Genomic DNA, 20,295 nt, shown 5'->3' with positions numbered 1-20,295 from the left:
ACATGTCGACGTAAACATCGACTTTCATCGATGTATCGGAGGGGAATAGCGTGCTCGGGAATCTGTCGACGCTCGATTTGCGGCTGATCCGCGTGTTTCTCGCGGTGACCGATGCGGGCGGCGTGTCGGCCGCGCAGACGATGCTCAACGTCGGCCAGTCGACGATCAGCGCGCAGTTGTCGTCGCTCGAGACGCGCCTCGGCTACCGGCTCTGCGAGCGCGGCCGCAGCGGCTTCCGGCTCACGCCGAAGGGCGAGCGGTTCCATGCGATGAGCCGCAAGCTGCTCGCTGCGCTCGACGAGTTCGGGATGGCAGCGCGTCACATGGACCGCCAGCTGGTCGGCACGCTCAACATCGGCTTGATCGGCCATACGCCGGTGAGCCAGAACGCGCGGATCGCCGAGGCGATCGCCGCGTTCCGCACGCGCGACGAAGCCGTGCGCTTTGCGATCTCGGTGCGCACGCCGGGCGATCTCGAGGAGAAGCTGCTGAGCAACGAGATTCAGATCGCGGTCGGCTACTTCTGGCACCGCGTACCGTCGCTGCACTACACGCCGCTGTTCGTCGAACACCAGATCGCGTATTGCGGGCGCGGCCATCCGCTGTTCGAGCGCGCCGGCCAGCTGACCCCGGCCGACGTCGCGGAATTCGAATGGGCGTGGCGCTCGTATCCGCTGCCGGAGGCCCATATGTCGACGACGCCCGATCGCGTGACCGCCACCGCCGACAACATGGAGGCCGTCGCGCTGCTGATCCTGTCCGGCCATCACCTCGGCTACCTGCCGCAGCACTTCGCGGCGCCGTACGTCGCGCAGGGGCTGCTCGCGCCGCTCAACCCCGAGCAGTTGCGCTACGACGTGACGTTCCACATGGTCGTCGCGCGCGACGCGCGCGGCGATCCGCTCGTCGCCGCGTTTCTCGAAGACCTCGAGCGCGCGCACCAGCCGGGCGATGCCGGATGACGGTGATCTTCCCGATCGCCTGGGCCCGTGTCGTGCCGGCGCGCCCGGTCGCTCGCATCAAGGCACCGGCAAACCCGCGTCGTGCTTCACTTCCCGCAGCGACAGCGCCGATTCGATCGACGTGACGCCCGGCAGCGTGCGCAGCGAATCGCGCAGGAACGTGCCGTAGTCGTCGAGATCGCGCGCGACCACCTGCAGCAGATAGTCGGCCGTGCCCGCGACGTTGTGGCACGCGAGGATGCGCTCGATGCCGAGCACTTCCCGTTCGAAGCGGTCGGCGACCTTGCGGTCGTGCGTCGCGAACCGCACGAGCACGAACGCGACGACGCCGAAGCCGAGCGCCTGTCGCGACAGCTGCGCGCGGTAGCGCTCGATGTAGCCGTCGTTTTCGAGGCGCTTCAGACGCCGCGCGCACGGCGTTTCGGACAGCCCGACGGCGTCGGCGAGGCGCGCGATCGGCAGCCGGCCGTCGCGCTGCACGGCCGCGAGGATCGCGCGGTCGGTTTTGTCGAGTTCGGTCATGGTGGCGGAATCCGTTTTAAGATCGGCCAATTGTGGGGGATTCCGCCACGAAGCGGCAATACGGAACGAAAGATGGCCAATAAGCGCTCCGCCTTCGACGGCAACATATCGTCATCGAAGGACGAGCCCGACCATGATTTCCACGCATTTGCTGTTGATCTATCTCGCCGCGCTGGCGGCCATTTACGCGGTTCCGGGGCCCGACATGGCGCTCGTGCTGCAGACCAGCATCGGCCGCGGCGTGCGGCCGGGCCTCGCGGCGGCCGCCGGCCTGTCGCTGTCGCGTGCGGTGCACGTGACGCTGTCCGCGTGCGGCGTCGCGGCGCTGATTCGGAGCGCGCCGTGGCTGTATGAAGTGATCCGCTACGGCGGCGCGCTGTATCTCGCGTATGTCGCGATCCAGGTGTTCCGCTCGCCGGTATTCGCGCTCGGCGACGCCGAAGCGGCCGCCGCGAGCGCGCTGCGCCAGTCGTTCTTCAAGGGACTGCTGACGAACCTGCTGAACCCGAAGGCGCTGTTGTTCTGCTCGGTGCTGCTGCCGCAATTCGTGCGCACCGACGCCGGGCCGGTCGTGTGGCAGATGTTCGAGCTCGGCGCGCTGCTCGTCGCGGCCGGCGTGTGCTTCGATCTCGCCTGCGTGTTCGGCGCGTCGCGCATCGCCGCTTGGATGCGCGCGCACCCGCTCGCGCAGACGGTGCAGCGCTGGACCTTCTCGGCCGCGCTGATCGGCTTCGCGCTGCGCCTGTCGATGGACTGAGCGGCGCCGTCGTAGGCTGGCCGCGCCGCTCGACGGGCAGCGTGGTGCGATGCGTCATCGAACGCGCGCCGTGCGCGCGGCCGGCCGGCCAAGCGCTGCGCCGGCCCGCCTGGCGCCGCGCGCAAATCCTCTGACTGTTCTAAACTTCCTTGAACTTCGCCGCGTGGCGAACCGACTGACCGAACGGAACCGTCTTCCGCTGGCCCTGTCCGATTTCCTGGCTGTTCCGTGCAACGCGGTACATAGGAGGGTCTGAACATGGCAAGGCATCTTCAAGCCGACCGTGAACCCCGCATCGTCGCCGAGTCGACATGCCTCGGCCAGTGCGATCCGGCAGAACGCATCCACGTCACGATCATGTTGCGGCGGCGGGAAGAAGGGCAACTCGATGCATTGGTTCACCAGCTCGCGGCCGGCGACGCGAGCGCCAAACCGCTGTCGCGCGATGCATTCGCGCAGCGTTTCTCCGCCGATCCCGACGACATCCGCAAGACCGAGGAATTCGCGCACCGTCATCAGCTGACGGTCGATCGCGTCGATCCGGTCGAAAGCGTCGTCGTGCTGTCCGGCACGATCCAGCAGTTCGAAGCGGCGTTCAGCGTGAAGCTCGAGCGGTTCGAGCATCGCGCGATCGGCCAGTATCGCGGCCGCACGGGCCCGATCGCGCTGCCGGACGAGCTCGGCGATGCCGTCACGGCGGTGCTCGGCCTCGACAGCCGTCCGCAGGCACGGCCGCACTTCCGGTTGCGTCCGCCGTTCAAACCCGCGCGCGGCGCCGCGGTCACCTTTACCCCGGTGCAGCTCGCGTCGCTGTACGGCTTTCCGGCCGGCGACGGCGCCGGCCAGTGCATCGCGATCGTCGAGCTGGGCGGCGGCTATCGCGCGGCCGACATCGCTCAGTATTTCCGCGGGCTCGGCATCGACAAGCCGCCGACGCTCGTCGATGTGAACGTCGGCACCGGCCGCAACGCGCCGACCGGCGAGGCAAGCGGCCCCGACGGCGAAGTCGCGCTCGACATCGAAATCGCCGGCGCGATCGCGCCGGCCGCGAAGATCGCCGTCTACTTCGCGCCGAACAGCGACGCGGGCTTCATTCAGGCGGTCAACGCGGCCGTCACCGACAAGACCAATCGGCCGTCGGTCATCTCGATCAGCTGGGGCGGCCCGGAAGCGATCTGGCAGGCGCAATCGGCGCACGCGTTCAACCGCGTGCTGCAGGCCGCCGCCGCGCAAGGGATCACGGTGTGCGCGGCATCGGGCGACAGCGGCTCCGGCGACGGGCTGCAGGACGGCGCCGACCACGTCGATTTCCCCGCGTCGAGCCCGTACGTGCTCGGCTGCGGCGGCACGCAGCTCGATGCGCTACCGGGGCAGGGCATCCGCAGCGAGGTCGCGTGGAACGACGAGTCGGCCGGCGGCGGCGCGGGTGGCGGTGGCGTCAGCACGATGTTCGACGTGCCGACCTGGCAGCAGGGGCTCAACGTCGCGCGCGTCGACGGCGGCCGCGCGCCGCTTGCGAAGCGCGGCGTGCCGGACGTCGCCGGCGATGCGTCGCCGCAGACGGGCTACGAGGTGGCGGTGGCCGGCACGCCCGCGGTAATGGGCGGCACGAGCGCGGTCGCGCCGTTGTGGGCCGCGCTGATCGCGCGGATCAACGCGGCGTCCGGCACGTCGGCCGGCTGGATCAATCCGGTGCTGTACAAGCATCCGGACGCGCTGCGCGACATCACGACGGGCTCGAACGGCACGTATGCGGCCGCACCGGGCTGGGATGCGTGCACGGGCCTCGGCAGCCCCGACGGCGCGAAGCTCGCCGCGCTCCTCGCGCGCAAGCCGTCGAGCTGACGCATCGGCATTGCCTTTCCTTCCGACGCGGGTCGTCTGCCCGCGTCTTTTTTCACCTCCAGGAGCAGCACGATGGGCATCGATTCCGCATCTTCCGGCGGCGTGTATCCGCTGCATCACGGCGACCACAACTCACATGGCGTGCCGCCGAGCGTCGCGCCGGTCGCGCTCGCTCGCGGCCGCGACCAGCCGTTCTTCGATCCGGTCGCGTACGGCAACGGCCCCGACGATTCGGTGACCGACACGACCGAAGCCGCCGCCATCACGCACCATACGATCCTGCTCGACGGCAAGCGCATCGCGTACACGGCGACCGTCGGCCACCTCGTGACGGTGGACCCGAGCAGCTCGCAGCCGGCCGCGAAGATCTTCTACGTCGCGTTCACCGCCGACGATGCGAAGGAGGAGACGCGCCCCGTCACGTTCTTCTACAACGGCGGGCCGGGTTCGTCGTCGGTGTTCGTGCTGCTCGGCTCGTTCGCGCCGAAGCGCATCAAGACGTCGATGCCGGGCTTCACGCCGCCCGCGCCGTACCAGATCGAGGACAACCCGGACAGCATGCTCGACCATAGCGACCTGGTGTTCATCAACCCGGTCGGCACCGGCTATTCCGCGGCCGTCGCGCCGAACAAGAACCGCAATTTCTGGGGCGTCGACCAGGACGCGGACTCGCTGAAGCAGTTCATCAAGCGCTATCTGACGAAGAACAACCGGTGGAATTCGCCGAAGTATCTGTTCGGCGAGTCGTACGGCACCGCGCGCAGCTGCGTGCTCGCCTACAAGCTGCACGAGGACGGCGTCGACCTGAACGGCATCACGCTGCAGTCGTCGATCCTCGACTACCGGCAGGCCGGCAACCCGGTCGGCGCGCTGCCGACCGCGGCCGCCGACGCGTGGTATCACAAGAAGCTCGGCATCGAGCCGGCGCCGGCCGATCTCGGCGCGTTCGTCGAGGAGGTCGCGCAGTTCGCGCGCACCGACTACCTGAGCGCGTTGCGCAACGTGCCGCATGCGGACGCCGCCGTGGTGCAGAAGCTGTCCGACTACACGGGCATCGATACCGCGACGCTGCAGGCGTGGGGGCTCGACATCGCCGGCTACGACGCGCGCGGCAACTCGGTGTTCCTGACGACGCTGCTGCATGCGCGCGGGCTCGCGCTCGGCTCGTACGACGGTCGCGTGACGGGGATTTCGTCGGGCATCGCCGGCAAGATCGATCCGAACTCGGGCGGCAACGATCCGACCATGACCGCCGTGACGGGCGTCTATACGGCGATGTGGAACAGCTATCTGAACGAGCAGCTGAAGTTCACGTCGACCTCGGCGTTCACGGACCTGAACGACCAGGCGTTCCGCAACTGGGACTTCGGCCACATCGACCCGACCGGCGCGCAGCAGGGCACTGATGCGAACGGCAACGTGATCCTCTATACGGCCGGCGATCTTGCCGCGGTGATGGCGCTGAACGTCGACCTGAAGGTGCTGTCGGCGAACGGCCTGTACGATTTCGTCACGCCGTTCTACCAGACCGTGATCGACCTGCAGCAGATGCCGCTCGAGGATCAGAAGGTGCGGCAGAACCTGTCCGCGCGCTTCTATCCGTCCGGGCACATGGTGTATCTCGACGGCGGTTCGCGTACCGCGCTCAAGCGCGATCTCGCGACGATGTACGACGCGACCGTCAGCGATACCGGCGCGCGGATGCGGATCCGCGCGCTGCAGGCGAAGAAGGGCGGCGGGCGCGCGTAGCGTCGCCGGGCGCGCGCGCCGCGCGTGGTGTGCATGGTGTGCGTGGCGCGTGCGGGGCGCGCGGCGTCGGCAGCGAGCCGGGCCGGCTTACGCGGCCGGCCAGTCGAACGGCGTGTAGGGCAGCGCGCGCTTGTGGCGCGAACCGTCGTAGAAGCGCAGCACGGTTTCGTACACGTTGTCCGAGACCGGCTTGCCTTCGAGGAAGTCGTCGATCTCGTCGTAGGTGACGCCATAGGCGTGCTCGTCGGGGCGCAGCGGACGCAGTTCCTCGAGGTCGGCCGTCGGCACCTTCATCACGATCAGCTCGTCGCCGCCGAGCGCGCGGGCGACGGCGCGCACGCGGCGCTTACTCAGGCCGGCGAGCGGCAGCACGTCCGCGCCGCCGTCGCCGAATTTCGTGAAGAAGCCCATCAGCGATTCTGCTGCGTGGTCGGTGCCGATCACGATGCCGCGCCGCGCGCCGGCCACCGCGTATTGCGCGATCATGCGCTCGCGCGCCTTGATGTTGCCGTGCACGAAGTCCTGCTGGGCGGCGGTTTCGAACGCATGACCGGACGCGACCAGCGACGCGAGCATCGCGTCGGCGGCCGGCTTCACGTCGACCGTGAAGGTCTCGTCGGCGCGCACGAACGCGAGCGCGCGCTGCGCGTCGGCTTCGTCGTTCTGCACGCCGTTCGGCAAGCGCATCGCGATGAAGCGCGCGTCGTAGCCGTCGGCGCGCAACTGCTCGACCGCGAGTTGCGCGAGCCGCCCGGCCGTCGACGAATCGACGCCGCCGCTGATGCCGAGCACGTAGGTCCGCATGCCGCTCGAACGAAGATAGCGCGCAAGGAAATCGACGCGGCGCGTGATTTCGGCGTCGACGTCGAAGTGTGCGGCGACGTTCAGTTCGGCGATGATCGCGCGTTGGCGGCTGGCGTAATCGGCGGATGTCATGTCAGTGGTTCCGGAACGAAAATTCGAGGCGCCCATCATAAGCGCAATCGCGGGCGGGTGCCGCGCGGCGCGTGCACGTGGGGAGGGTGAGTTGCATCGGGGAGATGCGTGGGGGCGTCAGGGGGCGGGGCTTGGTTGCGTGCAAGGACGGTGGCGTGGTGGCGGGCGCCCGCTTGCGCCGATGCTTCGGTTGCGTGCAATGGCGTACGGCCGCGCACGCGAACGGCGCTCCGTCTGCGTGCGACGACGGCGGCGACGGCGCGCGCCTCACGCGTGCGCCGGTGCGTCGCTTGCGGCAGCGACGGAAGCGGTGGCGCGCGACCGTGCACATGCACGTGCGCCGGTGCTTCGCCTACGTGCAGCGACGGCGTCGATGGCGTACGACCGCGCACATGCGTCGGCGCTTCGCACGCACGCAACCGCGCGCCGACCGCGGATCAGCGCCGCGCGAGCACGACGCCCACCAGCGCGAGCGCGAACCCCGCGAGCTGGACGGCCGCGAGCGTCTCGCCGAACAGCAGATAGCCCTGCAGCGCGGCGAGCGGCGGCGCGAGGAACAGCAACGACGTCGCGCGCGCCGCATTGCCGCGCCGGAGCATCCACATCAGCATCGTGACCGCGCCGCCGGACAGGAACACGACGCCCCATGCGAGCGACACCCACAGCGCCGGCGCGCCGATCCAGCGCGTTTCGTGCAGCAGCACGACGAACAGCGCCGCGACGATCGCCGCGCCGAGGTTCTGCACGGCCACGGCGGTACGCAGGTCGTTCTGCGCGAGCTTGCCCTTCTGGTACAGCGAGCCGGCGGTGATCGAACCGACCGACAGCACCGACACGGCGACGACGAACCACGCGGGCGCGGCGCCCGGCGGCGGCGCGACGCCGCCCGTCACCTTCGGCGCGAGCACGAGCGCGACGCCGGCGAGCCCGAGCGCCATTCCCAGCCAGCCGCGCGCGGGCAGCCGTTCGTTGAACAAAGGGACGGCGAGCACGGCGGTGGCGAGCGGCTGCAGCGCGCCGAGCAACGCCATCACGCCCGCATTGAGCCCCTGCGCGACGGCCCAATAGCTGGCGCCGAGATAAACGCCTTGCAGCAACGCGCCCGCGATCAGATGGCGCGGCCATTCGCGGCGCGCCGGCCACGGCGCGCGCGCGACGAGCGCGACCGCGCCGAACAACACGGCCGTGCCCGCGAAACGCGCGAGCAGGAACAGGTTCGGATCGGCGTAGGGCTTGATCGCGCGAGCGACGATGAAGCCGGTCGACCATAGCGCGACGAAAGCCGCGGCGACGATGGAGTTCAGCATGCGTGGCGGGCCGCGATACGGCCGGACGGAACGTGGAGCCGGTCAGTATCGGACAGGGCGGCGTCGGCGTCTTGTCGGATTCTGCACTCGGCCGGTCGCGTCGCCGCGTGCGACGATGCGCTCGCCGCTCGCCGCTCGCCGCTCGCCGCTCGCCGCTCGCCGCTCACCGCTCGCCGCTCGCCGCGCATCGGGCGCGCCGAAGCGGGGATCAGTCGAGCGAGAACGTATCGAGCGGCTGATTCGCGCGCGCCTCGGTCGCGAAGCGCGCGGCGAGTTGTTCATACAGGCGGCGCGCCTCGTCGAGCGTCAGGTCGATCCAGTACGGATCGCCGGCGCCGTCGTTGAGTCGTTCCGGCGGAAACTGGATTTCGAGCACACTGCCTTTGCGATACATTGCGCGAGCCCCTTGATGGCTGTCGGTCGGCGGAACGCAAGAGTGTAGCAATCGCGCGCCGTGCCGATTCACGCACATCGGGCAATACAGAATTTCGCATTCGTCGCGCGCGCCCGCGCACCGATGCCGTCAAATGCCCGTCAAACCGCCGTAATACAATGAGCGGCTCTTTCACCACCAGTCGCCTCGGGCGTCTTGCGATGCTGGCGGAACAACGTCATCAATACATCCTGTCGGAGCTCGGACGCGCGGGTGCGCTGTCGGTCGCCGAACTGGTGCGCTCGCTCGACGTGTCGCGCGAGACCGTGCGGCGCGACCTGAACGCGCTCGCCGCACGCGGATTGCTCGTGATGACGCACGGCGGCGCACTGGCGGCCGAGCGGCGTGAGCCGAGCCTGTCCGAGCGCGAGGCCGCGAACGCCGCCGCGAAGCGCACGATCGGACGGCGCGCGGCCGAGCTGGTGCCGGACGACGCGTCGGTGCTGATCGACTCGGGCAGCACGCCGCATGCGGTCGCGCTCGCGCTCACCGACCGGCACCGGCTGTCGGTCTACACCAACGACTGGCGCACCGCCTTCGTGCTGGCGCGTCGCAACGGCAATCGCGTTACGCTGCTCGGCGGCGAACTGTCCGACGACGAAGACGCCACCTTCGGGCTCGACACCATCCAGCAGCTCGCGCAATACCACGTCGACTTCGCGTTCGTCGGCGCGGGCGGGATCACCGTCGACGGCGATTGCACCGATTACTCGCGGCTCGCGGCCGAAGTGCGCAGCCGGATGATCGCGGCGGCCGGTACGGCGATCATCGTCGCCGATCACTCCAAGTTCGGCCGCGTGACGCCGGTGCGGATCAACGGCACGTCGGCCGCGCGATATCTCGTCACCGAGCGCGCGCCGGACAAGTCCGTGCGCCGCGCGCTGACCGCTCGGGGCATCGAGCTGCTCGTCTGCGACTGACGCGGCGCGGACACGGAACCTTCATCCGACCGTCATCGCACGGGAAGAACCGCCGCCGACACTGACTCCTTCCTCTGGCCCGGCCCGCACGGCAGGAGCAATGAATGACCGTCAGCGTACGCAGCTATCTTTCCCCGACCCTGGTGCTGCTGGCCTTCGACTGGCCCGACGCCGCGTCGCGCAGCGACTTTCTCGGCTTCGCGATCCGGCGCACGCCGGGATTCCGCTCGGCCGACGGCCGCACGCGCGCACCGGACAGCTGGCTGCCGAACCGGCTGACGTTCGACGGCCCGGCCGCCGACACGCAGGGCGACGCGCCGACCGATCAGGCGCCGATCCAGAAGTTCATGTGGTGGGACGCGCGCATCGACCCGCAGGATCGCGGCGCATCGTTTCGCTATGACGTGTTTCCGGTGGTCGGCACGCCCGAGCGTCTGCAGGTGCTCGACGCCGAGGCCGGCGCGTGCGACGTCGTGCTGCCCGCGCACATCGTGGACGGCATCGGCACGTGGTTCAACCGCGCGGTGGTGAGTTCGCAGGCGTTCGCGAAGCAGGTCGCGGCGCTGGGCGTCGCGCCGAACCACGCGCCGAGCGCGGCGCAGGCGCTGAAGCTGCGCACCTGGCTCGCGAACGACATGGAGCAGGTGTTCGCAAACATGCTCGACCGCGCATCGCGCGCGGCATCGGCCGTCTATCACCTGACCGACGCGTTGTGGGCGCTGCCCGCATTCGAAGCGTTCGGGCGCCGGCATGGCGACACGTCGCTCGCGATCGTCTACGACGCGCACGCGATCGCCCGCAAGAACGAGCCGCCGCTGCCGTCGCCGAACCAGCCGGCCGTCGACGCGCTGCGGGGCCTCGCGACGCTCGCGCCGCGCGACCGCACGCACATCATGCACGACAAGTTCATCGTGACCGACACGCCGGCGCATGCGGCGCTGCCCGCGCGCGTGCTGACCGGTTCCGCGAACTTCACGACCGAAGGGCTGACCGAGCAGGCCAACGTGCTGCATGCGTTCGACTCGCCGGCGCTGGCTGCGTTGTACGAAGCTCGTGCGCATGCGTTGGCCGCGAATCCGTCGATCGCCGAGACGGCGAAGTTGTCGCCGGGCTGGTCCGAGGCGCTCGCGATCGGCAGTGCGCAGGTGCGCGTCGCGTTCTCGCCGGAGCCGGCGGGGCAGCGCACCGCGATCGATGCGATCGTCGCCGCGATCGCGGCCGCGAAGCACTCGGTGTCGTTCTGTCTCTTCATGCCGACGGACGCGGCGCTGCGCGACGCATGCTTTGCCGCCGGCGATCGCGGGCTGATGATGTTCGGTCTGGTGAACCGCATCAACGTCGCCGGCGCGGCGAACGCAGAGGCGGCGCAGCACGACGGCCGCACGCTCGATGCGGCGACGCTCGCGAATCTGGAGCTCTACCATCGCCGACGCGATCATCGCGACGTGATCGACGCCGCGTACTTCTCGCCGGCGACGGTGCCGCAGGGTTTCGAGCCGGAGCTGCGCCTGTTCCCCGGCGAGCCGGCGCCCGCCTATCCGCCGGTCGTGGTCCACCACAAGTTCATCGTGATCGATGCGGAAGGCGCGAACCCGGTCGTGTACACGGGCTCGGCGAACATGAGCCGCAATTCCGAGCAGTACAACGACGAAAACCTGCTCGAGATTCGCGACGCGCGGATCGCGGCGATCTATCTCGCGGAATTCCTGCGGCTCTACGAGCACTATCGCGCACGCGCGCTGTCGATCGACACGAAACGGCGTGGCGGCGGCGCGCAGCGGCGGCTTGCACTGGCGCCCGACGCGAGCTGGGCGCAGAAGTACTTCGTGGCGGGAAGCCCGGAACAGAAGGCGCGGATCGCGCTGGCGTCGGTCGCGCCGACGGACTGACGCGCTACGTCGCGAACCCGCCGCGGGTCATTCGGCGGCACGCGGCGCCGCGCTCGTTGCGGGAGGGGAAGTGCGTGCGATTGCGCGCACGAGGCGCCCGCGGCACGTGGCTCGCGGACGCGTTCGCGCGGTGTCAGGCGGCGACGTAGCGCAGCACGGAGTCGGCGATCGTCTCGCGATGCCGCACGCGCAGCCGCGGTGCCGACGGATCGCGGCCGAACGCGGCGCCGAACGTGTAGCGGTTCGACACGCGGTGAAAGCAGAACGAGCTGATCAGCAGATGCAGGTCGAACGCGTCGATGTCCTGGCGGAACGCGCCGCTCGCCGCGCCGCGCTCGAGCAGTTGCTCGAGCGTCTTGATGATGCTGACGTTGCGGCTCTTGAACGATTTGAGCTGTTCGAGATACTTCGCGCCGTGGATGTTCTCGATCGACACGAGGCGCACGAAGTCGCGATGCTTGTCGTGATAGTCGAACGTGAATTCGACGAGCCGGCGCAGGCCTTCGCGCGGCTCCATGTCGCCGACGTGCAGTTCCTGCTCGAGCGCGCGGATGTCGCCGTACACCTTTTCGAGCACGGCCTCGTACAGGCCTTCCTTGCTGTCGAAGTAGTAGTAGAGCATCCGCTTCGTCGTGTTGGTGCGCTCGGCGATTGCGTCGACGCGCGCACCGGCGAGGCCCATCGCGGAGAATTCCTGCGTGGCGACGTCGAGGATGTTGCGTTTGGTCTGCTCGGGATCGTATTTGCGCCGCGCTTCGGTCGCAAGCGCTCGGCTTTCGGACGTGGCGGTCTTGCTTCCAGCTTTCATGTGATTTGTTTTGGGTTCGCGGCGGCGGGAAAAAATCATTCTAGCATGCACCAAATGGCCGCCACGCCGATCTTCCGCTCTAATCGGCCGCGCGCTTTCGGCCGGGCGGCGGCCGTTCAGCGCCGCCGCGACGCGAGCGCGTCGCGGGCCTGGAATGCGCTGTACGTGAGCTGCGCGGCGGCGAGGCCGGCGAGCCCGTAGGTGCGCGTCAGGCCGAACGCGGCGAAGCCGGCCGGCACGGGCCGCTCGCCCGCCAATGCGGCGGCGAGCGCTTCGCCGGCGACGGTGGTCGGCGCCATCCCGTGACCGCCGAAGGCGACGGCGTGCCACACGCCGTCCGCGTCGCGGCCGATCTGCGGCATCTTGTGTCGCGCGTAGCTCATCAGGCCGCCCCACGCATGGTCGATCTTCACGCCGTCGAGCTGCGGATACACGCGCAGCAGGTCGCGCCGCAGCAGCCGCGCGATCGCGTCGGGGCCGCGGTCGAGCACCGAGATGCGGCCGCCCCACAGGATCCGTGTGTCCTGCAGCGGCCGGTAGTAGTCGAACGCGAAACGCGTGTCGTAGATGGCGTAAGGCGCGTCGATCGCGTCGGCGAGCCGCGCGCCGAGCGGTTCGGTCGCGATCACGTAGGTCGCGATCGGCAGCACCGCGCGCTCGATGCGCGGCGACACGCCGCGCGCATAGCCGCCGCCGGCGAACACGACGTGCTGCGCGCGCACCGAGCCTTGCGCGGTGCGCACGACGTAGCCGGCGCCGTCGCGCGCGATGCCGAGCGCGGCCGAGCGTTCGTACACGCGCGCGCCGCCGTGCGCCGCGGCGGCCGCGACGCCGAGAACGTACTTCAGCGGATGGAAGTGGAACGCGTTCGGCTCGAACAGGCCGCCGTGATAGCGGGCCGTCTTCAGCTGCGCGCGCAGCGCGTCGCGCGCGACCGGCGCCCAGTCGACGTCGAATTCCTGCTTCATCAGCGTGCGCACGCCGTCGAGCCGCGACGGATCGTCGAACCAGTTCGCGAGCATCACGCCGCGATCGACGATGTCACAGTCGATGCCGTAGCGCGCGATCCGTGCGCGGATCAGGCCGACCGCATCGACGGTGAGCCGGTACAGCCGGCGCCCTTCGTCGCGGCCGAGCGTGCGCAGCAGCGCCGCGTTGTCGAGGCTGTAGCCGCCGAACACGAAGCCGCCATTGCGGCCCGACGCGCCGAAGCCGACCCGTTCGCCGTCGAGCACGACGACGTCGCGCACGCCGCGCTCGACGAGGCCGAGCGCGGTGCACAGGCCGGCGAGGCCGCCGCCGACGATGCAGACGCGGGTGTCGATCGGGCCGCTCAGTTGCGGATAAGGCTGGCGCGTAACGGTGGCTTCGTAGAAGTTTTGCATGCGTTTTCGGTGACGATGGACGACGAACGGGGCGCGCGGCGCGCGTCGATCTTGCCTGAACGTGGGCGCCGCGTCGAATGGCGGGTCCGTATCGCGGCGGGTGGGCTGTCGTCGTGGAAGCGAAGGGCGTCGTGTCGCCATTGGCCGACGGCCGTGGGCGCGCCGGATGCGGAGCACGCCGGCGCCACCTCGTTCGTGTGTGCAAGTCGCCCGCGCGGCAAACGAAATTTGCATACCGGGTAATGCCGCATCGTCATCAAGTTGCTGCGCGCCGCACCGGCGCATGCGTGCCGCCCATCGGCGCTAGACATGTCGGCTCGGCGCGCCGACACGCCCCGCTTCGGCCAGCCCAGTTGTTGCGTTTTGCGCATGAAGTCGTGAGTTAATATCAATAGCGGCGCGACTTGTGGCCATCGACAATGTGATGCATGGATCGTGCGTTACGGCGCGCGGGTTTGCCGTCCTCCACGGCCCGGCGACGGCATCCACCCGAGGCGCGACACAGCGCTGCCGTACTCGCCCCGCCGTGCGTGCGCTTGCACGCGGCGCGCGAACGCGCTCCAATCGAATCACGCGGGCGGCGTCGCCGCCGCACCGATCAATCTGTCCCTGAAGAGGAAGTGATGCAATTCAACGACATTCTTGCCGCGCTCGACATCGATCTCGCCCAGTGGAAGGGCAATGCGCTGACCGCGCGTTCGCCGGTCGATGGCGCGACGCTCGCGACGCTGGCGATCGACTCGCCCGCCGACGCCGAGCGCAAGATCGACGCCGCGCATGCCGCATTCCTCAAGTGGCGCACGGTGCCGGCGCCGGTGCGCGGCGAACTCGTGCGCGTGTTCGGCAACGTGCTGCGCGAGCACAAGGCCGAGCTGGGCCGCCTCGTCACGCTGGAAGCCGGCAAGATCACGTCGGAAGGCCTCGGCGAAGTGCAGGAAATGATCGACATCTGCGATTTCGCGGTCGGCCTGTCGCGCCAGCTTTACGGCCTGACCATCGCGTCCGAGCGCCCCGGCCACCGGATGATGGAGACGTGGCACCCGATCGGCGTGTGCGGCGTGATCTCGGCGTTCAATTTCCCGGTCGCGGTGTGGGCGTGGAATGCGGCGCTCGCGTTCGTGTGCGGCGATCCGGTCGTGTGGAAGCCGTCGGAAAAGACGCCGCTCACCGCGATCGCATGCCATCAGCTGCTCGCCAAGGCGCTGCGCGAATTCGACCGGACGCATCCGGGCGTCGCGCCCGAAGGGCTGCACCAGCTGGTGCTCGGCATGCGCGACGTCGGCGAGGTGCTGACGTCGTCGAAGAAGGTGCCGGTCATCAGCGCGACGGGCAGCGTGCGGATGGGCCAGGAAGTCGCGAAGGTGCTGAGCCAGCGCCTCGCGCGCGGCATCCTGGAACTCGGCGGCAACAACGGGATGATCGTCGCGCCGAGCGCCGACCTCGATCTCGTCGTGCGCGCCGTCACGTTCGCGGCGGTCGGCACGGCCGGCCAGCGCTGCACGACGCTGCGCCGTCTGATCGTCCATCGCAGCATCGTCGATCAACTGTTGCCGCGCATCGAGAAAGCCTATGCGTCGGTGAAGGTCGGCAGCCCGCTCGAGGAAGGCACGCTGGTCGGCCCGCTGGTCGATCGCGCGGCGTTCGACGCGATGCAGAAGGCCCTGGCCGATGCGCGCGAGCAGGGCGGCGAAGTGAAGGGCGGCGAGCGCGTCGACGTCGGTCATGCGGATGCGTATTACGTGCGTCCGGCGCTCGTGCGGATGCCGAAGCAATCGGCGGTGGTCGAGCGCGAGACGTTCGCGCCGATTCTGTACGTGCTCGTCTACGACGACTTCGAACAGGCGATCGACGTGCACAATGCGGTGCCGCAAGGGCTGTCGTCGGCGATCTTCACGAACGACATGCGCGAGGCCGAGCAGTTCATGTCGGCGGCCGGCAGTGATTGCGGGATCGTCAACGTGAACATCGGCACGAGCGGCGCGGAGATCGGCGGCGCGTTCGGCGGCGAGAAGGAAACGGGCGGCGGCCGCGAGTCGGGTTCGGACGCGTGGAAGGCGTACATGCGCCGCGCGACGAACACGATCAACTACAGCCGTCAGCTGCCGCTGGCGCAAGGCGTGAAGTTCGACGTCTGACGCCGCGCGCGCGATAGCGCGCATCGGGTTCGACCGACGAGGGCCGGTTGCCGCGCAAGCGGCAGCCGGCCTTTTTCATGGCGACGGGCGCGCGCGTACCGCCAAGACCGGGCGGTGCGCGTGCGGCCGGTCATTCGTGCGGCGCGGCGCCGTCGCTCGTCGGCATGTTCTGCACGACCAGCACCTGCGGCGTCGAAAGCGTGATCTTCGCCGCGCGCAGCTGCTTCAGGATCTCGAACAGCAGGTCGCTCTTCGTCGAGCTCGCGATGCGCGGGCTCGCCACGTAACCGGTCACGCTGAGCGTGATGCCGTCCGCCGTCAGCTGGCTGAAGGTGACCGACGGCGCCGGCTTGTCGAGGATCGCCGGGTGCTCGCGATAGGCGTCGAGCAGCAGGTCGCGCACCTGCTCGGGGTCGGTGTTCAGCGGGAACGTCAGCATCAGCGTCGCGACGCCCTGCGTGCTGTTGCCCATCGTCACGTTGCGCACGTTTTGCGAGATCAGCTGCGAGTTCGGCACGATCACCGTCGAGCGGTCGCTGAGCTGGATCTCGGTCGCGCGCACGTTGATGCGGCGAATGTCGCCTTCGACGCCCGCGATGCTCACCATGTCGCCCACTTTCACCGGACGCTCGGTCAGCAGGATCAGCCCCGACACGAAGTTCTTCACGATCTCCTGCAAGCCGAAGCCGATGCCGACCGACAGCGCGCTGACGATCCACGCGAGATTGCTCCACTTGACGCCGAGCAGCCCCAGCGTCATCAGCACGAGCAGCACGTAGCCGACGTTGGTGAACAGCGTGACGAGCGACACGCGCATGCCCGCATCCATGCCGAGCGCCGGCATGAACTCGTTGTCGAGCCAGCGGCGCACCGAGCGCAGCAGGTAGAAGCCGATCGCGAAGCCGATCACCGCGTTCATGATGCGGTCCGGCATGATGTTCAGGCGTTGCAGCCGCTCGCCGCCGATCATCGCGACCGCGCTGTCGAGCAGGTCGCCCGGCGTCGTGCCGAAGCCGCCGGTCACCAGCGCGATCGCGGCCACCAGCATCAGCAGGCTCGTGCCGAGGCCGGACACGACGGTGTGCGCCTGTTCGAGATGCCGGTCGTCGAGCGCGAACAGATGCTTGATCTGCTTGCCGGTCGACAGATTCGCGGAGAACAGGCTTTCGCTCGCGTCGCGCGTCAGCTGGATCAGGATGTAGACGCTGCACAGCACGATCTCGAACCACACGAGCTCGTACGTGATGAAGCGCGCGACCGTGATGTAGCCGATCAGCAGCGCGCCCAGCGAAGCGACGATCGCGAGCGTGACGCCGGCATGGATCAGCCCGGCGAGCGTCGAGCGCTGCTCGGGCGCCTCGCCGGCCGCCGCGAGCGCGCTGCGCACGCGGTTGGCGCGCAGCAGCGACGCGCCGACGGTCAGCGCGACGACGAGCGACACGATCCCGCGGCCGAGCAGCGTGACCGACAGGCTGGTGTCGGCGATGCGGTTGATCGATTCGAGCGCGCCGGACACCAGCAGCAGCGCGGCCAGCACGCCGGGGAACGGCTTCATCGCGAGCGCGACGGAATCGGCGAGCGCCGGCAGCCGCCACGACGGATGGCGGGTGCAGAGCAGCGCGCGGCCGAGGCCGGCGATCAGCGCGCAGGTCACCGCGAGCTTCGCGAACGCGTCCCACAGATCGCTCATCGCAGGCGTGAGCTCGTAATGGCGGGCGAGCGCGAGATAGAGGATCTGCACGGCCACCGCGGTGGCGAGCAGCGTCGAGAGCGCGGTCGCCAGCGCGAGCGCGCTGCGCCGCAGCCGCGTGGCGGGCAAGCGGTTCAGGCACACCCAGGCGAGGCCGCGCTCGACCACGCGACGGCCGCCGAGCCACGCCGCGAACGCGGCGAGCACCAGCAGCGTGGTGATCGCGCGCTGGCCCGGCGTCCACGACGAGCGCAGCATGTCGCGCAGCTCGGCGTCGAAGGCGTCGAGCCGCTTCACGTCCTCCGGCGCCAGATGAAACAGCGGCAGCCAGAACTGGGCGCCGAAGATGCTGCCCGAGCGGAACGCGAGCTGGTTCCGCAGCAGGCTGCGGTGCAGCTTCGCGAACTGGTCGGCCAGGTTCGCGAGATTGGCTTTCTGGTCGGCGGCCTGCTTCAGCGCCGCGTCGATCTGCGTCTTGCGCGCGTTCAGCGTCGCGCGCTGTTGCGCGACCGCCGGCGTTTCGGGCGACGCGCCGGGCGCCGGCGGCGGACCGAGCACGTCGAGCTGCGCCTGCACCTGGGTGCGCTGCGGCGCGAGCTCGCTCTGCAGCTTGTCGACGTCGGCGCTCAGCTCCTGGGTCGCGTCGCCGAGTTCGTCGAGCTCCTTGCTGTTGGTTGCCGTCGACGTCTGCTGCTTGATGCGGTCCTGCTGAAGCTGCATCTGCTTGAGCTGCGCGAGCGCGTCGTTCACCGAAATGGTCGGCACCGGGACGCCGACGCCGCTCGCGCCCGGTGCGGACGCGGCCGCCGGAAACGCGGCGGCCGTCGCGATCGCCGCGAACTGCAGCAGTGCGATCAGCGCGATGCGGCGTGCGTAGGTGGAAAGTCGTGGTATTGACATGGAATGCTTGCGTTTTGCTGACGACCCCGGCCGCCGCATGGCGCCGGGGAGGCGGGAAGTTGGACCGCTAGCATGTTACCGGGCGCGGCGCGGGCGGTGGCGCAGGTCGTGCCGCGCGGCCTCGGCGCGCAGGCATGCGCCGGCGGACGCGCGCGGGCGCGCGGCGACGCCGGACGCCCGTGCCGACGGGGCCGCGCCGGCTTTCGCGGGCGGCTGCGGCGGCGCATGGCCTGCGCGCACCGATGGCGATGCGCCGACACATCGTTACGCAATTTACACATCGTCCGGCTGCGAAGCGGTGTGCCCGCGCAGCGCCGAACTCCTCGGACCATCCGAGCCGGCGCGTGCGGCGTGCCGGTACAATGCAGCGAATCGTCGACGCGGCGGCCGGCCGGCCGGCGAACAACAACATACGACACGATCAGGAGACACGACCAAGATGGTCTCATCGGAAAGCATTCCACGGGCAGCCGCCCCGTCCTCCACCATCGACGCGGGCGCAATCTCGGCCCGCCTCGACCGCCTGCCGCCCACCCGCAGCGTCTGGAAGCTCGTCGTGCTGCTGAGCCTCGGCTTCTTCTTCGAACTCTACGATCTGCTGTACAGCGGCTACGTCGCGCCGGGCCTCGTGAAGAGCGGCATCCTGTCGGCGACCACGCACGGGCTGTTCGGCACCACGGGCGTCGCGAGCTTCATCGCGGCGCTGTTCTCGGGCCTGTTCATCGGCACGATCGCATGCGGCTTTCTCGCCGATCGCTTCGGACGCCGTGCGATCTTCACGTGGTCGCTGTTGTGGTACACGGCCGCCAACGTCGTGATGGCGTTCCAGGACACGGCCGGCGGGCTGAACTTCTGGCGCTTCGTCGTCGGTCTCGGCCTCGGCGTCGAGATGGTGACGATCGGCACGTACATCTCCGAGCTGGTGCCGAAGCAGATCCGCGGCCGCGCGTTCGCGTGCGAGCAGGCGGTCGGGTTCGTCGCGGTGCCGGTGGTCGCGTTCCTCGCGTACCTGCTGGTGCCGCACGCGCCGCTCGGCCTCGACGGCTGGCGCTGGGTCGTGCTGATTGGCGCGCACGGCGCGCTGTTCGTCTGGTGGATTCGCCGCGAGCTGCCGGAAAGCCCGCGCTGGCTGGCGCAGCAGGGGCGCGTCGACGAGGCCGACCGCATCATGCGCGCGCTCGAGGCGAAGGTGGAAGCCGAATACGGCCGCCCGCTGCCGCCGCCCGCGCCGCCCGAGCCGGTGCCGCCGCGCGGCCGCTTCCGCGACATGTGGGTGCCGCCGTATCGCAGCCGCACGATCATGATGACGATCTTCAACGTGTTCCAGACGGTCGGCTTCTACGGCTTCGCGAACTGGGTGCCGACGCTGCTGATCAAGCAGGGCATCACGATCACGTCGAGCCTGATGTATTCGAGCGTGATCGCGCTCGCGGCGCCGCTCGGTCCGCTGATCGGCCTGGTGATCGCGGATCGCTTCGAGCGCAAGTCGGTGATCGTCGCGATGGCGGCGGCGATCGTCGTCTGCGGGCTGCTGTTCAGCCAGACGACCGTCGGCGCGTTCCTGATCGTGCTCGGCATCGGCCTCACGCTCGCGAGCAACATCATGTCGTACAGCTTCCACGCGTATCAGGCCGAGTTGTTCCCGACGTCGATCCGCGCGCGCGCGGTGGGCTTCGTCTATTCGTGGAGCCGCTTTTCCGCGATCTTCTCGTCGTTCGTGATCGCCGCCGTGCTCAAGGGCTTCGGTACGTTCGGCGTGTTCGCGTTCATCGCCGGCGCGATGGTGATCGTGATGGCCGCGATCGGGTTCATGGGGCCGCGCACCCGCGGCATCGCGCTCGAGGCGATTTCGAAGTAGTTGTCGCGCGGGGTGCGGGGCAGGCGGCCGGGCGGCGCGCTACGTTGCGCGCCGCTCGGTGCTTCGTGCAGGGCGAACGGCGTCCGAAGCCCGAAGCCCAGAGTAAAGCGCTCGGTGCGCGCCCCACGCCCCGCCGCGCTGCCGTTCAATGCGTGCGCAGGTAGAATGAAAGACCTCACGACTCATTGACCGCCATCGG

Annotated in this window: 15 protein-coding genes; 8 read left to right on the top strand and 7 right to left on the bottom strand. The window is 69.3% G+C overall.

The features are described 5' to 3' along the window. Window positions 1-50 precede the first annotated feature (50 nt). Window positions 51-962 carry a LysR family transcriptional regulator gene (locus tag MBR110_RS22125; protein WP_011880883.1) on the top strand — a complete coding sequence of 304 codons (912 nt, stop codon included), beginning with the start codon at window positions 51-53 and terminating at the stop codon, window positions 960-962. A 57-nt stretch (window positions 963-1,019) separates the two neighbouring features. Here MBR110_RS22125 and MBR110_RS22120 read toward each other — a convergent pair whose 3' ends face one another. Beyond that, on the bottom strand, window positions 1,020-1,484 hold the full coding sequence (locus tag MBR110_RS22120) for an Lrp/AsnC family transcriptional regulator (RefSeq protein ID WP_011880882.1): 465 nt from the start codon (window positions 1,482-1,484) through the stop codon (window positions 1,020-1,022). A gap of 133 nt (window positions 1,485-1,617) precedes the next feature. Here MBR110_RS22120 and MBR110_RS22115 point away from each other — a divergent pair, with 133 nt between their 5' ends. From MBR110_RS22115 to MBR110_RS22105, 3 genes are all read left to right on the top strand, one after another. Beyond that, on the top strand, window positions 1,618-2,241 hold the full coding sequence (locus tag MBR110_RS22115; protein WP_011880881.1) for a LysE family translocator: 624 nt from the start codon (window positions 1,618-1,620) through the stop codon (window positions 2,239-2,241). 258 nt (window positions 2,242-2,499) lie between these two features. Continuing rightward, the gene (locus tag MBR110_RS22110) at window positions 2,500-4,086 is read left to right on the top strand and encodes a S53 family peptidase (protein ID WP_046424458.1); all 1,587 of its coding nucleotides are present in this window, start codon (window positions 2,500-2,502) and stop codon (window positions 4,084-4,086) included. Between the two features lie 72 nt (window positions 4,087-4,158). Continuing rightward, window positions 4,159-5,835, top strand: a complete 1,677-nt coding sequence (locus MBR110_RS22105) for a S10 family peptidase (RefSeq protein ID WP_059669183.1) — start codon at window positions 4,159-4,161, stop codon at window positions 5,833-5,835. An 87-nt stretch (window positions 5,836-5,922) separates the two neighbouring features. On the opposite strand, the gene nadE is transcribed toward MBR110_RS22105, so the two are convergent. The 3 genes from nadE to MBR110_RS22090 form a co-directional block, all read right to left on the bottom strand. Next, complete coding sequence (gene nadE / locus MBR110_RS22100; RefSeq protein WP_014724057.1) at window positions 5,923-6,771, bottom strand: ammonia-dependent NAD(+) synthetase; 849 nt, start codon at window positions 6,769-6,771, stop codon at window positions 5,923-5,925. A gap of 437 nt (window positions 6,772-7,208) precedes the next feature. Next, the gene (locus MBR110_RS22095) at window positions 7,209-8,078 is read right to left on the bottom strand and encodes a DMT family transporter (protein ID WP_046424465.1); all 870 of its coding nucleotides are present in this window, start codon (window positions 8,076-8,078) and stop codon (window positions 7,209-7,211) included. Window positions 8,079-8,286: 208 nt separating this feature from the next. Next, window positions 8,287-8,472 carry a hypothetical protein gene (locus tag MBR110_RS22090; protein WP_011880876.1) on the bottom strand — a complete coding sequence of 62 codons (186 nt, stop codon included), beginning with the start codon at window positions 8,470-8,472 and terminating at the stop codon, window positions 8,287-8,289. A 200-nt stretch (window positions 8,473-8,672) separates the two neighbouring features. Between MBR110_RS22090 and MBR110_RS22085 the strand changes: the two genes are divergently transcribed. Continuing rightward, complete coding sequence (locus tag MBR110_RS22085; RefSeq protein ID WP_014724053.1) at window positions 8,673-9,431, top strand: DeoR/GlpR family DNA-binding transcription regulator; 759 nt, start codon at window positions 8,673-8,675, stop codon at window positions 9,429-9,431. Window positions 9,432-9,535: 104 nt separating this feature from the next. Continuing rightward, complete coding sequence (locus tag MBR110_RS22080) at window positions 9,536-11,320, top strand: phospholipase D-like domain-containing protein (RefSeq protein ID WP_059568034.1); 1,785 nt, start codon at window positions 9,536-9,538, stop codon at window positions 11,318-11,320. Window positions 11,321-11,453: 133 nt separating this feature from the next. Here the strand turns inward: MBR110_RS22080 and MBR110_RS22075 are convergent, their stop codons facing one another. After that, entirely contained in the window at window positions 11,454-12,128 is a 675-nt protein-coding gene (locus tag MBR110_RS22075) for a TetR family transcriptional regulator (protein ID WP_034194751.1), read from the bottom strand. Between the two features lie 116 nt (window positions 12,129-12,244). Beyond that, window positions 12,245-13,513 carry an NAD(P)/FAD-dependent oxidoreductase gene (locus MBR110_RS22070; protein ID WP_181709340.1) on the bottom strand — a complete coding sequence of 423 codons (1,269 nt, stop codon included), beginning with the start codon at window positions 13,511-13,513 and terminating at the stop codon, window positions 12,245-12,247. A 623-nt stretch (window positions 13,514-14,136) separates the two neighbouring features. On the opposite strand from MBR110_RS22070, the gene amaB reads away from it, so the two are divergent. Continuing rightward, window positions 14,137-15,648 carry an L-piperidine-6-carboxylate dehydrogenase gene (gene amaB / locus MBR110_RS22065; protein ID WP_034194750.1) on the top strand — a complete coding sequence of 504 codons (1,512 nt, stop codon included), beginning with the start codon at window positions 14,137-14,139 and terminating at the stop codon, window positions 15,646-15,648. Between the two features lie 130 nt (window positions 15,649-15,778). Here amaB and MBR110_RS22060 read toward each other — a convergent pair whose 3' ends face one another. Continuing rightward, entirely contained in the window at window positions 15,779-18,238 is a 2,460-nt protein-coding gene (locus tag MBR110_RS22060; RefSeq protein ID WP_014724048.1) for a DUF3772 domain-containing protein, read from the bottom strand. Window positions 18,239-18,677: 439 nt separating this feature from the next. Between MBR110_RS22060 and MBR110_RS22055 the strand changes: the two genes are divergently transcribed. After that, complete coding sequence (locus MBR110_RS22055) at window positions 18,678-20,096, top strand: MFS transporter (RefSeq protein WP_011880869.1); 1,419 nt, start codon at window positions 18,678-18,680, stop codon at window positions 20,094-20,096. Window positions 20,097-20,295: the final 199 nt, after the last annotated feature.

This window comes from Burkholderia sp. MBR-1, from assembly GCF_013822785.1.
In the GTDB taxonomy this organism is placed as follows: Bacteria; Pseudomonadota; Gammaproteobacteria; order Burkholderiales; family Burkholderiaceae; genus Burkholderia; species Burkholderia vietnamiensis.
Note: the sequence above shows the minus strand (reverse complement) of the source record. Positions and strands in the feature narration are given on the sequence as shown.

Bases quoted from the DNA above. Each gene is read 5' to 3' on its own strand.
- MBR110_RS22120 (WP_011880882.1), bottom strand. From the start codon at position 1,484: ATGACCGAACTCGACAAAACCGACCGCGCGATCCTCGCGGCCGTGCAG.
- MBR110_RS22115 (WP_011880881.1), top strand. From the start codon at position 1,618: ATGATTTCCACGCATTTGCTGTTGATCTATCTCGCCGCGCTGGCGGCC.
- MBR110_RS22080 (WP_059568034.1), top strand. From the start codon at position 9,536: ATGACCGTCAGCGTACGCAGCTATCTTTCCCCGACCCTGGTGCTGCTG.
- MBR110_RS22095 (WP_046424465.1), bottom strand. From the start codon at position 8,078: ATGCTGAACTCCATCGTCGCCGCGGCTTTCGTCGCGCTATGGTCGACC.
- amaB (WP_034194750.1), top strand. From the start codon at position 14,137: ATGCAATTCAACGACATTCTTGCCGCGCTCGACATCGATCTCGCCCAG.
- MBR110_RS22085 (WP_014724053.1), top strand. From the start codon at position 8,673: ATGCTGGCGGAACAACGTCATCAATACATCCTGTCGGAGCTCGGACGC.
- nadE (WP_014724057.1), bottom strand. From the start codon at position 6,771: ATGACATCCGCCGATTACGCCAGCCGCCAACGCGCGATCATCGCCGAA.
- MBR110_RS22105 (WP_059669183.1), top strand. From the start codon at position 4,159: ATGGGCATCGATTCCGCATCTTCCGGCGGCGTGTATCCGCTGCATCAC.
- MBR110_RS22060 (WP_014724048.1), bottom strand. From the start codon at position 18,238: ATGTCAATACCACGACTTTCCACCTACGCACGCCGCATCGCGCTGATC.
- MBR110_RS22090 (WP_011880876.1), bottom strand. From the start codon at position 8,472: ATGTATCGCAAAGGCAGTGTGCTCGAAATCCAGTTTCCGCCGGAACGA.
- MBR110_RS22070 (WP_181709340.1), bottom strand. From the start codon at position 13,513: ATGCAAAACTTCTACGAAGCCACCGTTACGCGCCAGCCTTATCCGCAA.
- MBR110_RS22075 (WP_034194751.1), bottom strand. From the start codon at position 12,128: ATGAAAGCTGGAAGCAAGACCGCCACGTCCGAAAGCCGAGCGCTTGCG.
- MBR110_RS22055 (WP_011880869.1), top strand. From the start codon at position 18,678: ATGGTCTCATCGGAAAGCATTCCACGGGCAGCCGCCCCGTCCTCCACC.
- MBR110_RS22110 (WP_046424458.1), top strand. From the start codon at position 2,500: ATGGCAAGGCATCTTCAAGCCGACCGTGAACCCCGCATCGTCGCCGAG.